Annotated in this window: 15 protein-coding genes; 9 read left to right on the forward strand and 6 right to left on the reverse strand. The window is 66.0% G+C overall.

The genetic code is table 11. The annotated features are described in order from the left end of the window. Positions 1–73 precede the first annotated feature (73 nt). On the forward strand, positions 74–397 hold the full coding sequence (locus tag ACFXHE_RS32320) for a hypothetical protein (RefSeq protein ID WP_379388336.1): 324 nt from the start codon (positions 74–76) through the stop codon (positions 395–397). A gap of 42 nt (positions 398–439) precedes the next feature. On the opposite strand, the gene ACFXHE_RS32325 is transcribed toward ACFXHE_RS32320, so the two are convergent. After that, positions 440–1,006 (reverse strand): helix-turn-helix domain-containing protein, encoded by a 567-nt coding sequence (locus ACFXHE_RS32325; protein ID WP_354845361.1) that lies wholly within the window; start codon positions 1,004–1,006, stop codon positions 440–442. 201 nt (positions 1,007–1,207) lie between these two features. After that, positions 1,208–4,000: an aconitate hydratase gene (locus tag ACFXHE_RS32330; RefSeq protein ID WP_379388338.1), complete on the reverse strand. Its 2,793-nt coding sequence runs from the start codon at positions 3,998–4,000 to the stop codon at positions 1,208–1,210. 249 nt (positions 4,001–4,249) lie between these two features. Here ACFXHE_RS32330 and ACFXHE_RS32335 point away from each other — a divergent pair, with 249 nt between their 5' ends. From ACFXHE_RS32335 to ACFXHE_RS32360, 6 genes are all read left to right on the forward strand, one after another. Then, entirely contained in the window at positions 4,250–4,792 is a 543-nt protein-coding gene (locus ACFXHE_RS32335; RefSeq protein WP_379388340.1) for a DUF6676 family protein, read from the forward strand. A gap of 298 nt (positions 4,793–5,090) precedes the next feature. Further along, on the forward strand, positions 5,091–6,506 hold the full coding sequence (locus ACFXHE_RS32340) for an NlpC/P60 family protein (protein WP_379388341.1): 1,416 nt from the start codon (positions 5,091–5,093) through the stop codon (positions 6,504–6,506). A gap of 603 nt (positions 6,507–7,109) precedes the next feature. Next, complete coding sequence (acpM, locus tag ACFXHE_RS32345) at positions 7,110–7,415, forward strand: meromycolate extension acyl carrier protein AcpM (protein WP_379388513.1); 306 nt, start codon at positions 7,110–7,112, stop codon at positions 7,413–7,415. Between the two features lie 9 nt (positions 7,416–7,424). Further along, positions 7,425–8,675, forward strand: coding sequence for a KasA/KasB family beta-ketoacyl-ACP synthase (locus ACFXHE_RS32350; protein WP_379388343.1), 1,251 nt, complete (start codon positions 7,425–7,427; stop codon positions 8,673–8,675). After that, complete coding sequence (locus ACFXHE_RS32355; protein WP_379388345.1) at positions 8,662–9,399, forward strand: TetR/AcrR family transcriptional regulator; 738 nt, start codon at positions 8,662–8,664, stop codon at positions 9,397–9,399. The genes ACFXHE_RS32350 and ACFXHE_RS32355 overlap by 14 nt, the downstream gene beginning before the upstream one ends. Positions 9,400–9,930: 531 nt before the next feature. Next, positions 9,931–10,206: a helix-turn-helix transcriptional regulator gene (locus tag ACFXHE_RS32360; RefSeq protein WP_379388346.1), complete on the forward strand. Its 276-nt coding sequence runs from the start codon at positions 9,931–9,933 to the stop codon at positions 10,204–10,206. A 147-nt stretch (positions 10,207–10,353) separates the two neighbouring features. Here the strand turns inward: ACFXHE_RS32360 and ACFXHE_RS32365 are convergent, their stop codons facing one another. The 3 genes from ACFXHE_RS32365 to ACFXHE_RS32375 all read right to left on the reverse strand — a co-directional run bounded on the left by ACFXHE_RS32365 (position 10,354) and on the right by ACFXHE_RS32375 (position 12,504). Then, positions 10,354–10,752: a DUF6463 family protein gene (locus tag ACFXHE_RS32365; protein ID WP_379388348.1), complete on the reverse strand. Its 399-nt coding sequence runs from the start codon at positions 10,750–10,752 to the stop codon at positions 10,354–10,356. A gap of 104 nt (positions 10,753–10,856) precedes the next feature. Beyond that, positions 10,857–11,252, reverse strand: a complete 396-nt coding sequence (locus tag ACFXHE_RS32370; RefSeq protein ID WP_379388349.1) for a DUF6463 family protein — start codon at positions 11,250–11,252, stop codon at positions 10,857–10,859. Then, positions 11,221–12,504, reverse strand: a complete 1,284-nt coding sequence (locus tag ACFXHE_RS32375; RefSeq protein ID WP_379388351.1) for a ubiquinone/menaquinone biosynthesis methyltransferase — start codon at positions 12,502–12,504, stop codon at positions 11,221–11,223. The genes ACFXHE_RS32370 and ACFXHE_RS32375 overlap by 32 nt, the downstream gene beginning before the upstream one ends. Before the next feature lie 94 nt (positions 12,505–12,598). Here ACFXHE_RS32375 and ACFXHE_RS32380 point away from each other — a divergent pair, with 94 nt between their 5' ends. Further along, positions 12,599–13,159 carry a TetR/AcrR family transcriptional regulator gene (locus ACFXHE_RS32380; RefSeq protein ID WP_379388352.1) on the forward strand — a complete coding sequence of 187 codons (561 nt, stop codon included), beginning with the start codon at positions 12,599–12,601 and terminating at the stop codon, positions 13,157–13,159. A gap of 254 nt (positions 13,160–13,413) precedes the next feature. Here the strand turns inward: ACFXHE_RS32380 and ACFXHE_RS32385 are convergent, their stop codons facing one another. Beyond that, on the reverse strand, positions 13,414–14,415 hold the full coding sequence (locus ACFXHE_RS32385) for a helix-turn-helix transcriptional regulator (RefSeq protein WP_379388354.1): 1,002 nt from the start codon (positions 14,413–14,415) through the stop codon (positions 13,414–13,416). Positions 14,416–14,529: 114 nt separating this feature from the next. Between ACFXHE_RS32385 and ACFXHE_RS32390 the strand changes: the two genes are divergently transcribed. Continuing rightward, entirely contained in the window at positions 14,530–14,991 is a 462-nt protein-coding gene (locus ACFXHE_RS32390; protein ID WP_379388355.1) for a VOC family protein, read from the forward strand. Positions 14,992–15,262: the final 271 nt, after the last annotated feature.

Consider the following 15,262-nt stretch of genomic DNA (forward strand, 5'->3'; position numbering starts at 1 on the left):
GGATGTTGACTCGATTCTCCCCGCAGGCGTAGTTTCGGTCTACCGTTGTTGACTGAAACCAAAGGGGTGCCCCATGTGGTACACGGTGCTGCTGTCCGTTCTTGCCGGAGTCATGGGCGCGAATGCCCTCCCGCACTTCATCAAAGGTCTTGTCGGCGAAGAGTTCCCGAACGTCCTGGGCAACTCGCCCCTGCGGAACGCCCTCGCCGGCTGGCTCGGACTCATCCTCACCGGCCTGCTGATCCATGCGGCGGAGCTGCCCGCACACCCCTGGCCCGACGTCCTCGGCATTGGTGCCGGAGCGTTCGTGATGGCCGTTTTCCACGGCCGCGGTGGCGCCTATCGCCTGAATGAAGCACTGGGCCTGCCCAATCCGCCACGCAAGGTCGCCGCGTAACTCACCGGGGGATGATCTCAGCGCCCGGCGACCTACGGGTTGTCACTGCTTGCGGCGCACCGAGGCTTCCACGAGGTCGAGGACGGCTTCGAGGTTGTCGTTGGCGTGGCCGGAGGCGATGCGGGCGATGAGGCCGTCGAGGACCAGGTCGAGGTAGCCGAGGAGGACTTCGGTGGGGACGTCGTCGCGCAGGGCGCCGGCGGCCTTGCGGCGTTCGAGGCGGGCGACGGTGGCGGCGGTGAGCTCTTCGGAGCGTTCTTCCCAGTTGGCCCGGAATTCGGGGTCGTTGCGCAGGCGGCGAGCGATCTCCAGGCGGGTGCCCAGCCAGTCGAAATCCTCTGGGCGGGCCAGCATATCGCGCATGACCTGGATCAGACCCTGGGTGGCCGCGACCTCGGCCATACGGCCCGCGTCCTCCTGGGCCAGGGCCAGGAACAGGGCGTCCTTGTCGCGGAAGTGGTGGAAGATCGCGCCCCGCGACAAACCGGTCGCTTCCTCCAGTCGACGCACGGTGGCGCCCTCGTAGCCGAACTCGGCGAAGCAGCGGCGGGCTCCGTCGAGAATCTGGCTGCGCCGGGCGGCGAGGTGGTCGTCACTGACCTTGGGCACTGGCTCCTCCGAAACGTGTTGTGCGGGTTCTCCTTATCGATCTTGCGACCAAATCGGGGAACCCGCACGAGCGACGAGCGAAGCGGCCCGGGAGCGGGCCGCGTGGCGGGCGGCGGACCTGCGACAATCGCGAGATCCACCGCCTGCCACCACGCCTCGGCTTCGAAACAGCCCTTCGAAACCGAGGCGGTATCGCGGTGACTAGCCGCGAATCATGTTGCGCAGCACGTACTGCAGGATGCCGCCGTTGCGGTAGTAGTCCGCCTCACCGGGGGTGTCGATGCGGACGACCGCGTCGAAGACGACCTTCTCGCCGTTCTCCTTGGTGGCGGTCACCTTCATGGTCTTCGGAGTCACACCCTCGTTCAGCTTGGTGATGCCCTCGATGTCGAAGACCTCGGTGCCGTCCAGGCCCAGCGACGCGGCGGACTGGCCGGCCGGGAACTGCAGCGGCACAACGCCCATGCCGATCAGGTTCGAGCGGTGGATGCGCTCGAACGACTCGGTGATGACGGCCTTGACGCCCAGCAGACGGGTGCCCTTGGCGGCCCAGTCACGCGAGGAACCCGAGCCGTACTCCTTGCCGCCCAGCACGACCAGCGGGATGCCCGCGGCCTGGTAGTTCTGCGAGGCGTCGTAGATGAAGGCCTGCGGGCCGCCGTCCTGGGTGAAGTCGCGGGTGTAGCCACCCGAGACGTCCTCCAGCAGCTGGTTGCGCAGCCGGATGTTGGCGAAGGTACCGCGGATCATCACCTCGTGGTTACCACGACGCGAGCCCAGCGAGTTGTAGTCCTTGCGCGCAACGCCATTGGCGTCCAGGTACTGCGCGGCCGGGGTGCCCGGCTTGATCGGACCGGCGGGGGAGATGTGGTCGGTGGTGACCGAGTCGCCCAGCAGCGCCAGCACGCGCGCGCCCTTGATGTCCTCGACCGGGGCCGGCTCCATCTCCATGCCGTCGAAGTACGGCGCCTTGCGGACGTAGGTCGACTTGTCGTCCCACGCGAAGGTGTCGCCCTCGGGGGTGTTCAGACCCTGCCAGCGCTCGTCGCCCGCGAAGACGGTGGCGTAGGACTTGGTGAACATCTCCTTGCTGATCGCCGACTTGATGGTGTCGTCGATCTCCTGCGGGGACGGCCAGATGTCCTTCAGGAAGACGTCGTTGCCGTTCTGGTCCTTGCCCAGGGCGTCGGTCTCGAAGTCGAAGTCCATGGTGCCCGCGAGCGCGTACGCGATGACCAGCGGCGGGGAGGCCAGGTAGTTCATCTTCACGTCGGGGGAGATCCGACCCTCGAAGTTGCGGTTACCCGACAGCACGGCGGTGACCGACAGGTCGTTGTCGTTGATCGCGGCCGAGATCTGCTCCGGCAGCGGGCCGGTGTTACCGATGCAGGTGGTGCAGCCGAAGCCACCCACGTAGAAGCCCAGCTTCTCCAGGTACGGCCACAGGCCGGCCTTCTCGTAGTAGTCGGCGACGACCTGCGAGCCCGGAGCCATGTTGGTCTTGACCCACGGCTTGGACGCGAGGCCCTTCTCGACGGCGTTGCGGGCGAGCAGCGCGGCGCCGATCATGACCGACGGGTTGGAGGTGTTGGTGCAGGAGGTGATGCCCGCGACCACGACGGCGCCGTGATCCAGCACGAACTCACCGCGCTCCGGATCCGAAACCTTGACCGGCTTGGACGGACGCCCGGCATTGCCGTTGGCGGCGTTCGGGACAACGTTCACGTCGAAGGCGGTGCCGGAGGCGACCGGATCGCTGGCCGGGAAGGACTCCTCGAGGGCCTCGTCCAGCGCGGTGTGCGGAACCGGGTCGTTGGTGTAGTTGCGGATGTCCTTGCGGAAGGCGGTCTTGCTCTCCGACAACAGGATCCGGTCCTGCGGGCGCTTCGGGCCGGCGATGGACGGCACCACGGTGCCCAGGTCCAGCTCCAGGTACTCCGAGTACGCGGGCTCGTTGGCCGCGTCGTGCCACATGCCCTGCTCCTTGGCGTACGCCTCGACGAGCGCGAGCTGCTCGTCGCTGCGGCCGGTCAGGCGCAGGTAGTTGATGGTCTCCTCGTCGATCGGGAAGATCGCGGCGGTGGAGCCGAATTCGGGGCTCATGTTGCCCAGGGTGGCGCGGTTGGCCAGCGGCACCTCGGCCACACCGGCGCCGTAGAACTCGACGAACTTGCCGACCACACCGTGCTTGCGCAGCATGTCGGTGACGGTGAGCACGACGTCGGTGGCGGTCACGCCCGGCTTGATCTCACCGGTCAGCTTGAAGCCGACGACCCGCGGGATCAGCATGGAGACCGGCTGGCCCAGCATGGCGGCCTCGGCCTCGATGCCGCCGACGCCCCAGCCCAGCACGCCGAGGCCGTTGACCATGGTGGTGTGCGAGTCGGTGCCGACACAGGTGTCGGGGTAGGCCTGGCCGTTGCGGACCATGACGGTCGGGGCCAGGTACTCGATGTTGACCTGGTGCACGATGCCCATGCCCGGCGGGACGACGCGGAAGTCGTCGAAGGCGCCCTGGCCCCAGCGCAGGAACTGGTAGCGCTCGGAGTTGCGCTCGTACTCGAGGTCGACGTTGCGCTCGAGGGCGTCGGCGCGGCCGAACACGTCGAGGATGACCGAGTGGTCGATGACCATGTCGGCGGGGGAGAGCGGGTTGACCTTGTTCGGGTCGCCGCCGAGGGTGGTGACGGCCTCACGCATGGTGGCCAGGTCGACCACACAGGGGACACCGGTGAAGTCCTGCATGATCACGCGGGCGGGCGTGAACTGGATCTCGGTGTCGGGCTCGGCCGACGGATCCCAGCTGGCGATGGCGCGGATGTGGTCGGCGGTGATGTTCGCGCCGTCCTCGGTGCGAAGCAGGTTCTCCGCGAGGACCTTCAGGGCGTAGGGCAGCTTCTCGGTGCCGGGCACGGCCGAGAGGCGGAAGATCTCGTAAGAGTTGCTTCCGACCTCGAGGGTGCCCTTGGCGCCGAAGGTATCGATACTCGTCACGTTCAGCTCCACTCGTCTGTGAATGGGAGGGCCACCGGCGGGGCTGTGCCGATGGCTCGTCGAGGCGCGGGCCTCGTCCGTTTTCCGACATTAACAGTACGCTTGTCCTGTGAGCACATCGGGGGGCGGGTTATCGGGCCGTCGGGCCCGGGATTCCGCCCAGCGAGAGACACGATTTCGCGCGATCGGTGAGGTGAGTCGCATGGCGCGGTGAGGTGATATGACACGCCGTCCCGTACCCTGCGTTTCGTGACCGCTCCGCACTCCTCGGTTTTCACGCCCTCGAAGGCGGAACTACCGCCGAACACCGACCTGAATGCCATCATCGCCGATCTCGCCGATGATCATGTCGCCGCCCCCACCGGACGCGATCAGGAGGCCCTGGCCGCCATCGCCGCCGACGCGCGTGAGCACGGCGTTCAGCTCGACATCATTGTGGTGCAGGGCAATCCGGGCATCGAGGCGAACCTGCGCGATCTGGCCAACGAGGTCGGCAAGATCGAGCACGGCACCGTGGTGGTCTTCAGCGACGACTGGGTGGGCACCTACAGCGACCAGTTCAGCCGCGGGCACCTGGAGTGGGCCGAGGACAGGGCCAAGTACCGCGGCCCCGAGCACACCACCGACGCCGCGCGGGTTTTCGTGGATCGGCTCGAGCAGCCGGAGACCGTGTCGTGGACGGTGATCACGCTGGTCATCCTCGGTGTGCTGGTCGCGACGATCGGCGGGTTGTACGCGGTGAAGGTGCGGCGCGGGCAGCAGACGGCGGGTGCGCCGACGCCGGTCGGGTAGCGCGTTCACGCTGGGAGGCGGTGTCTCCGTTCGGGGTTCGGGTTCGTCCCGGGCCCCTTTTTCATGCCCGGATCGGGGTGTGCCGGGTCCGGTTTGTCCGCGACACGCCGAAAACGTACCGAGTGTCGCGTGTTGTGACGCGTGGTGATTGTGGGATTTACCTGCAACTTCTTGGCTACCAGTGAATTACATGCATGTGATTGTGGCGTGCCTGAGCGGCGGGATCCTGAACGTGCCGTACGGTTTCGCGATGGCACGGTTGGGGATTTTGTGCCGGATGGGACTCCAGGGAGGTGCGATGCGACGACCGGCGAAGCGACTACGACGCCCGGCGCGGGTCGCTACGGAGTTGCTCGTAGCGCTCATCGTGCTGGCATTGCCCATGGCCGGCGGGTACGCGGTACCACCGCCGCCCCCCAACCCCAGCGACAGCGACCTCAATGCCGCGGGCGCCCAGGTCGACGCCGGCGTCGGCGAGGTCGGCGCCCTCATCAACCAGGTGGCCGCCGCCGAACAGCAGCTGCAGCAACTCGACGATGCGGTCGCCGGTCGCCGTGAGGCCGTCAACAAGGCCCTGGTGGATCTGCAGATGGCCCGCGACGCCGCCGACACCGCCGCCCGCGCCGTCACCCAGTGCCAGCAGGATCTGACCGACGCCGGCGCGAAAGTCGATACCGCGCACGGGAATTTCGACAAATACGTCGCCCAGGTCTACATGCGCCCCGGCTCCACCTCACTGGTCAGCTATCTGGCCGCGCCCAGCCCCGAGATCGCGCTCAACCGCGCGCAGGTGCTGACCATCGCCTCCAAGAACCAGCAGCAGGTGGTCGACGGCCTGCGTCACGCCCAGATCGACCAGGCCAACAAGACCTCCGCCGCCAAACAGGCCCAGCAGGCCGCCGACGCCGCCGCGGCCGCCGCCGACGCCAAGAAGACCGAGGCCCAGAACGCGGTCACGGCCGCCCAGGCCGAACTCGACCAGCAGAACCTCCGCCGCAACGACCTTGTCGGGCAACGTGATTCGGCACAGCAGCGGCTGGACGCGGCCCGCGCCAATGTGGCGGGCCTGCAGAGCCAGCGCGACACCTTCGTTGCCTGGGACCAGCAGCGCAAGGCCGAGGAGGCCGCGGCCCGCGCCGCCGCGGTCGCCGCCGCCGCCCGCGTGGCCGCCGACCGCGCCGCCGCCGATCGCGCCAGCCAGGTCGGCCAGGGCCACCGCCCGCACGTTGTACAGGACACCTCACCCCCACCGAAGCGCTCCATCCAGCCCAGCCGGCCACCGGGCTCCAACTCTCAGCTCATCGAGACCGTGGTCGACCGTGCCATGTCCCAGCTGGGCGTCGTCTACGCCTGGGGCGGCGGCGACGAGGACGGCCCCACCCTCGGCATCCGTGACGGCGGCACCGCCGACAGCTACGGCGACTACAACAAGACCGGCTTCGACTGCTCCGGCCTGATGATCTACGCCTTCGCCGGCATCGGCGTCTCCCTACCCCACTACTCCGGCTACCAATACACCATGGGCACAAGGGTTCCCGTCGCCGAACGCGCCCGCGGCGACATGCTCTTCTGGGGTCCGGGCGGCAGCGAACACGTAGCCCTCTACCTCGGCAACAACAAAATGATCGAGGCCCCCCAAAGCGGCGAGGTCGTCCGCGTAGCCGCCGTCCGCGAAGACGGCATCATGCCCTACGCAGTCCGCATCGTCACCTGACCCCGTCGTCGTTGTAGGTTCTCACGGCTGAGTTCGCCCTTCTCAGCCGCAGTTCGCCACATGTGCGTTTGCGAACGGCTTATGAGAAGCCACGTCCGTACGGGTTGGTGCTGCGGTTGTTTGCCGCCTTGCTGGAGGCGCTGGTTCGGCGCGACCAGCCATAGCCGTTTTCTGATTCAGTAGCAGCGGTTCGGGGTGGGCCGCCTGCGAGTTGGTCGGAGACGTCGCTCCCCCTGCGGCCTGATCGCGGTGCTGCGGTCCACGATCAGAGGCTTGATGTCCCAGGCCCTGTGGGATTCCTCTTGGAGGAATCCCACAAAAACTTGTTCGCAGCTCCGTGTCGATTTCCAGCTTCGGGCACCAGTCGGCCTGTATACCTTTGACGGCGGTAGGGAGCGAAAGTCTTTGAGCCGCAAGTTGGTTCAATGGGGGCTTTTCCACTGTCGTCGCGATGACATCTTCGCAGGTTGACGACGACTGACGCTTGCTGCCTCTGGTTGGCTGTTCAATCCAACAGGCCGCGTGGCGAAGATGCTCGCTCAGCATCTCGTCTGGCGTCCACGGATGAACCGCCGCAATCAACACAATGGGAAGGGGTTGGCCATGGCTGCCACCGAAACTGAGATCGTTGCCGGCATCGCTGAGATCGTCGAAGAAGTGACCGGCATCGACGCCGGTGAAGTAACGATCGAGAAGTCCTTCGTCGACGACCTCGACATCGACTCGCTGTCACTGGTCGAAATCGCGGTGCAACTCGAGGACAAGTATGGCGTCAAGATCCCGGACGAAGACCTGACCAGCCTGCGGACCGTGGGCGACGCTGTCACCTACGTCCAGAAGATGGCGGCCGAAAACACCGACCTCGCAGCGGAATTGGAGTCGAAGTACAAGGAATCCCACGGCGAGTAGGCAAACAACGTGACTAATCCTTTCAGCAGGGACGGGGCCTTCCCCGACGTCGTGGTGACCAGTCTCGCGGCGACCACCTCGATCGCGGGTGACGTCGATGCGACGTGGAAGGGTCTGCTCAACTGCGAGAGCGGCATCGACGTTCTGAATGACGACTTCATTGAGGACTACGGTCTCCCGGTTCGTATCGGCGGACACCTGAAGGTGTCGCCGGATACGTTGTTGAGCCGGGTCGAGATCCGCCGTATGGCTTATGTCGAGCGATTGGCCACTGTGCTCGGTCGCGAGGTCTGGCGGAACGCTGGTGCCCCGGAGGTCGATCCGCTGCGTCTCGGAGTGGCCATCGGAACCGGCCTCGGAGGTGCGGACGCACTCATCGACTCGAACGAGAAGCTGAAGAATGGCGGCTACCGCAAGGTCTCGCCGTTGGCTGTTCAGATGATCATGCCGAATGGGCCCGCCGCCGTTGTCGGACTGGAACTGGGTGCGAAAGCGGGTGTGATTACACCGGTTTCGGCCTGTTCGTCGGGTGCTGAGGCGATCGCCAACGCATGGCGGATGATCGTTATGGGTGACGCGGATATGGTCGTGACCGGCGGTGTCGAGGGCTACATCGATGCTGTTCCGATCGCGACCTTCTCGATGATGCGCGCCATGAGTACACGCAACGATGACCCGAAGGGGGCCTCGCGCCCGTTCGACCGGGACCGCGACGGTTTCGTGTTCGGCGAAGCGGGTGCGCTCATGGTCATCGAAACCGAAGAGCATGCGAAGGCTCGCGGGGCCAGCATCCACGCTCGGCTGATGGGCGCGGGCGTGACCTCCGACGGTTTCCATCTCGTGGCCTCGGATCCGGAAGGCACCGGCATCGCCCGTGCGATGCAGCGAGCGATCCAGACCGCGGGACTGTCCGCGCGCGATATCACGCATGTGAATGCGCACGCGACGGCCACGTCCATCGGCGATGTCTCTGAGGCGAAAGCGATTCACAAGGCGGGTGTTTCGCATGCTTCGGTGTATGCGCCCAAGTCCGCCCTGGGGCATTCGATCGGTGCTGTCGGCGCGCTCGAGTCGGTGCTCACGGTCCTCAGCATCCGAGACGGGGTCGTCCCACCCACGCTGAACCTGGAGAACCAGGATCCAGAGATTGACCTTGACGTGGTGCACGGTGAGGCGCGCCGCCAGGACATCGAGTACGCGATCAACAACTGCTTTGCCTTCGGCGGACACAACGTCGCGCTCGCGTTTGGCCGGTACTGACAGCTTCATTGCGATCAGAGGTCGACGGTCCCGGCAGGGCATCGAACGATTCGTACAGGAAACCCTGCCGGGGCCTGGTGACCTGAGGCTCGACACAGCCACAGCACTTTGGCTGATTCCCACAAGGTTTGGAGGAATTCGTATGGCCGCGGGACCGCGCGCCCGACTGATCACGAACATCATCAGCACCGTGCAAGAACACGGTGTGCACGGTGTCGCGCTGACCGACCTGCTCGAGCAGAGCAACACGTCCCCAGACGCGCTGTATCGCCACTTCCCGTTCGGCAAGGGCCAACTCGTGGAGACAGCGGCGAAATCCATATCCCGGATCGGGTACTCGCACGTGAGCAGACTCGCCGACACGCTCGCCACCGCCGCTTCACTGGAAGACTGGCTCGATGAACTGTTCGCCTTCTGGCGGTTTCCATTGGAGTCCACCGACTATCGGGCAGGTTCGTTCATGATGGCCGCCGCAGTTGACGGGCTGGATCCCGAGGTGCAGTTCGCCGCCGGCCGGTCGTTCGCCGAATGGACCGCGCGGCTCGCCGACGGACTCATCGCTGTGGGGATCGAACAAACGAAGGCATGCTCGCTGGCCGGATTCCTGCTGTCATCGACCGAAGGTGCCGTGGTCCAGAGCCGCGCCCTCAAATCCAGCCACCCGTTCGATGACAGTCGAGCTCAGCTCGCCGATCTGATCCGCTATCACCTGACCACTCGCTGACAGGCGAACCGATTCCGACATCGGGGACCCATAAACGGTGCATTTCCGAACGATTCGTGAGAATCGTGGGAGGGGCTGGCGTCGGCGCGGTTGGGTGGCGGCCATGAATGATGGAGGCGGTTCGGCGTGGGCTGGTCCGGCGGGGGTTGTTTCGGAATCGGATGTGGCTGTTCGCTATCGGGCGGACAGCGGGGGGTTCATCGACACCACGTTGAGGCGGCTACCGGCGGAAGAGGTGCTGTCCGGCTGTCCGGTTCGTGAGTTCCGCTGGTGGCAAGGGCGGCAGCATTACTCCGGTTGGTACTGGGTGTGTGTCGCCGGGGAAGTCGTCGACTGCGGGCTCTTCGGATCATTCCCGGGCGGGGTGCTGGCGTCCTGGGTACGGTCCGATCGTCGCGCTCGTCCCCGCCTGCTCGTGCACCGACCCGGCGAATCGGCCAATCAGCCGACTCCGCTGATGAGTGCGAGCGGAGCAGTCGTCAGTTACTCGGTGCACGTGCGTTCGACGTAGCACGCCATGAAGGTGCGTCGATGAGTCTCGATGCCGCGGTCGGCTTCGCACTCGGCGAGCGAGTCGAACCTGCCTCGCCGCTTCCGCATTCGCTCGACAGCCTCACCGCGCGCGAATGTCAGGTCGCGAACCTGGTCGCCGAAGGCCTGACCAACAAGGCGATCGCTGACCGCCTGTCAGTTTCGCCGCGTACCGCACAGGGACACGTCGAGCATATTCTCACCAAGTTGGGGTTCACATCACGTGCTCAGATCGCGGCATGGGCAGTGGCGCAGGCGCACAACACATTCGAATGAAGCGACCAGCGGCGAACAAATCGTTCTCTGCAGGATTCCGAGAGACCGATCGACGACAACGACCCCGACCTCACCGATATGCCAATGCAGGCAACAGCTTTCGCTGAACATGCTGATCAAGCCGATCGGATGCCCGGCCGCCGACGCTCACACCTCGCTGTGCGCGGGTGCGGGCGCGGCGTGTTCGGCGGCGCGGTGAATGCCGCGCAGGAGCAGGACTGCGGCGGCCACCACCGCCGGCGCTGGGGTGGGCTCGACGATGAGAGCGCACACGCCACCCCAGGCCAGCACCATCCACGCCAGGAATACCGGCGGGACGATGCCGTTCCGGTCCATCCACACCACGAGGAGGCCGACGATCAGCAGCGGCAGGCCGAACCCTGCCGGGTTGGCCCAGAAGGCGTGGGCCGAGAGGGTGTCCTCCTGCCAGTGGCCCCACAGCCGTAGCGACAGCCAGTCCCCGAAGTGCGCGCGGCTGAGTAATAACCCGATGGCGAGATGCCCGGCGCCGATGAGCGCGATGATGCGTCCGGACCATTTGATCATGTGAATCAGACTCCTATCACGGAACTACAAGTAATGGGCGCATGGAAGGCCGGTCAGGCCGGCGTGGTCCGGCCGATGGCCCTGATCAAGCAATGGATGCCGGCCTAGCTGGGCCCCGTGGTCGCGGCGTCTCGCCTCCTGATCCAGCCCCTGTAGCCGACGGCGACGGGCACGAGGACGGTGAGGAAGCCCGACACAGGTTCGAACGCCAGCCCGAATCCGGTCAGCGCCGCGATCGCAGCGAGGATCGGCGCGGTGACGTAGCCACGGGCCCGCTCCGCCTCGATGACGGTGACACCCAGGGCGATTCCAGCGACGCCGAATGCGGTGAACCAGAACGAGAGCTCGGTGTCCTGGTCTTCGGTGACCCACATAACGGCGCCCAGCGCCGTGTGGGCGGCCCCGATGAGAGTGAGCATGCTGCCGACTATCGGGAACCGAGCTTTTGAATTCATTTTCTCTAACCGATCATCGTGGCTTGTCGGCCCAGAGGATGACATTGGTGCCGAGGAACTTCTTGCTCCATCCGATGTTCTGAAAACTCATTTCGCACAGAACATTCGCGACATGTTGGGGTGAGGTGAAGGCGAGGGTGCTGGATTCGAGGTAGGTGTACGACGACCGGTCGCGAGCAATCGTCTGCCCCAGCAGCGGAATGATCGTGCGCATTCCCCATTCGAGGATCGGCTTCAACGGGCCGCTGGGAGGGCAGGTTTCGAGGATGACGATCCGGCCGCCGGGCACGAGGACCCGGTGTTGTTCGCGAAGCACTCCGGGGAGGTCTTCGATGTTGCGGAGCAGATAGCCTTCGGTGACCGCGTCGAAGGACTCGTCGTCGAACGGCAGCCGGGTCGCGTCGGCCTGCTGCCATCGAACCGCGCCGGCCTCGGCTTTGATCCGTGCGCGAGCCAGCATCGCCTCGGAGAAGTCGGCACCGGTCACGGCGACAGTGGGATACATCTGTGCCGCCGCCAGAGCGATCGCACCTGTCCCGGTGGCCAGGTCCAACAGTTGTCCGCCCGCGGGTGGCGCGGCGCGGGTGGCCACTTCACGGCACCAGCGCGCATGGCGGCCGAGCGTCATGACGAGGTTCATCCGGTCGTAGTATCCGGCGATCTTCTCGAAGATCGTGTGTACCGCAACACCTTTGCCGTGCGAGGCCTCGGCGACGGTGTTCGCTTGCCACTCGCGGCCGATGGCACGCATCAGCGCCGGATACACACCGAGATACCGAAAAGGCTTGATACCGGCCATGTAGAGGGCGCCCAACAGGCCGTTCGGCTTCACCAGGACAGCCATCTGACCGCGGTAGCCGCCGGTTCCGTCCGGAACCCAGCCGAGGTGCATGACCGCGTGGACGGTCGTGTTGCCCATTTCGGCTGCCCATTCGTTCTCCAGTTGGTAGACGGACCGGAACGGCGATGTGCCGAGGTCCGGGCCCCGGGAGCCCGAGCGGAGGTCGGCGGGCAAGCGGTCGTACAGGGAGGGCAGCCGACCGCCGACGCCGGTATCGGGCCGGTCCCAGCCGAGCAGTGCTCCGAGCTTCCAGCGAATGGTGAACAGCGCCCGGGAGATCGCGGTATCGCCGGTCACCCCACCGCTGACTCCTTCGGCGAATTGGCGTACCAGCCAAGGGAAGTCGTCGGGGCCGCCCGGGGTGGGCAACGCCCATACGTCCTCCACGGTGAAGTCGTCGGCGATGTCGTGGATCCGCCACGGGCGGTTGGCGTGAGCGGTTGGAGGAAGTCTCACGAGCTCGGCTCCGATCTATACGGGGGCGTATAGATCGAACATAAACCCATCTATACGCCCCCGTATACTCCTTGCCGACGTGAGGAGGCACACCATGGCCGTGGCTCGCACACCGCGAGGCAGATGGATCGAGGAAGGCTTGCGTGCACTCGTCGCGGGCGGCCCCGAAGCCGTACGGATCGAGGCGCTGGCACAGGCGCTCGGTGTCAGCAAGGGCGGCTTCTACGGGTACTTCCGTAACCGGGACGCACTGCTCACCGAGATGCTCGACACCTGGGAGTACGAGGTCGCCGAAGGTGTGGTCGAACAGATCGAGCGCGATGGAGGGGACGCCAGAACCAGGCTGGAGCGGCTTTTCACCATCGTCGCCGACACGGCGGACGGGCCGGTGCGGGGCATCACCGCCGATATCGCGATCCGCGATTGGGCCCGCCGCGACGTGGCCGTGGCCGAACGCCTCCGCCGCGTCGACAACCGCCGCATGGACTACCTGCGGTCCCTGTACTCCTCGTTCTGCCCCGACGAGGACGAGGTCGAGATCCGCTGCCTGATCACCGTTTCGGTACGCATCGGCAACCACTTCCAGGCCGCCGACAACGGCCCGCGCAGCCGCACCGAAATGATGGAACTGATCAAGCAACGGCTACTGGCCTAGGTGTACCCAGTCGACCTGCGTGCAGTGATGGACAAGGGTCTGGCACGCGCAGCCGACTGGGTCAACGGAAAATCTCGACTATGGCCACCTACGACAGGTGTGACGCTCGTACCGGCGAAATCGCCGCAGCGGCAACCATATTCGGGTTCGGCGTCGCAACCGGCCTGTAGGAGAGAGGGGAGACGATGCCTCACGCGGCGGGGGTTCCAGATCTGGAGGGGTGTCAGGTTCCGGTGGCGACGGTGCCGTCGAACCTATGCCTTCGTGCGTGCGGCGCGGGCTGCGCGACGCGATAGTTCGGCGAAGGCGTCACGCAGTGGATCCGGGCCTATGACTTCGATTTCGGTGTCGAAACGCGCCAGCGTCGCTGCGAGTGCGGGCCAGGACCAGGAGCCGGTCAGCAGTCTGGTTCGGGTGGGGCCGAGTTCCTCGACGATGCCGTCGGCGGCGAACGGGGCCACCTGGGTGGCGGGGAGGGCGAGGATCACCTCGCCGTGGCATGGCCAGGTGTTCGCGCTTTCGGAGCCTTTGAAACGGGCGGCGAGGAAGGTGGCGATGTCGCCACCTGGCAGTTGCCGGGGGGTGAAGCGCGGCCCGTTGGGAACGCGAAGTGTCATCCGGTCGGCGCGGTAGATACGCCAGTCCGAACGCTGCGGGTTCCATCCGATGAGGTACCAGCGTCCACTGTGGACCACGAGGTGATGGGGCTGAACTCGTCGCGGCGGCTGCGGATCGGTGTCGTGCGGCGGTATCGGCGACTGGTAGTCGAACCGCAGTTCCTCTCTGGATCGGATGGCCGCGCTCAGCGCGAGCAGGACGTGGGTGTCGACTTGAGGGTCGGTCCCGCGCGCGGCTGTCTCGACGGCCGTGATTTCGAGCATGTCGATGCGCTGGCGCAGGCGGGAAGGCAGGACCTGGCGGACGGTCGTCAGCGCTCGTGCCGCAGCCTCTTCGATACCCGCCCCTGTTCCGGCCGCGATCCGCAATGCCACCGCCAGGGCGATGGCCTGCTCGTCATCGAACAGCAGCGGCGGCAGTTCGATGCCCGCTTCGAGCCGGTAGCCGCCCTCGGGTCCCTTGACAGCTCGGACGAGGTAACCGAGCTCGCGAAGGCGATCGACGTCGCGGCGCACCGTGCGTTCGCTGACACCGAGCCGCTGGGCGAGCAGGCCTCCCGGCCAGTCACGGCGGACCTGCAGCAGCGACAGCAGTGAGAGCAGGCGGCGGGAGGTCACCGTCGAGGAGGCGGTCGGCATGGTCGCCAGACTGCCACAGGTAGCGGACGTTCCCTGTCCGGTATTGCTGACAGGGTGGCTGTCGTCGCGGGAAAGACCCCGCGTCGAAACCACTTGTGAAGGGACCGAATCACCATGTCGGTAAACGCTGTTGCCCACCTCAACTTCCGCGGACAGGCTCATGCGGCCCTGGAGTTCTACCAGTCGGTGTTCGGCGGGCAACTCTCTGTGGCCACCTACGGTGACTTCGGGATGCCCGCCGAGTTGCCGGACGCCACCAAAGTGGTGTTCGGCCAGGTCATCGCCGACAACGGATTCCGGGTCATGGCCTACGACGTGCCCGGTGAGAACGCACCGGTCGCCCAGAACGCGCCCACCACCCGCCGCGAGAACGGCACCACCATCACCGCGGAGCCGTTCTTCCTCTCCGTGCGCGGTGACACCGTCGAGGAGGTCGGCGCGTTGTGGGAACGCCTCGCGGCCGGTGCGACGGTCATCGAAGAATTCGGTCCGGCCCAGTGGGCGCCCGGCTTCGGGATGTTGCGCGATCGCTTCGGCATCACCTGGATCGTCGACGTCGCGCGGGCAGCCGAGTAACAATCCCCTGATCGCCGAGCCCGGCCATGACTGGGAGGCCGACCCGATCGTGCCGGACGGAAACCACTCCACGCCACAGGAATTCGTCTATGATGCTCGCGCACGACGAGCGCGCTCTGATGTCCGGGCACAGGGTTCGGTCGGCGTCACCTCCCACGGCGACGACGTGGTGATCCTTCCCCCGAACGACACCCTTCCTCGCTGAACCCACCACCTCGCAATGCGATCCGTTCTCGGCGCATTCGTTCGGTCAAGGCCCCACAAGGGTGTG

This window comes from Nocardia sp. NPDC059229 (genome assembly GCF_042754165.1).
Classification (GTDB): domain Bacteria; phylum Actinomycetota; class Actinomycetes; order Mycobacteriales; family Mycobacteriaceae; genus Nocardia.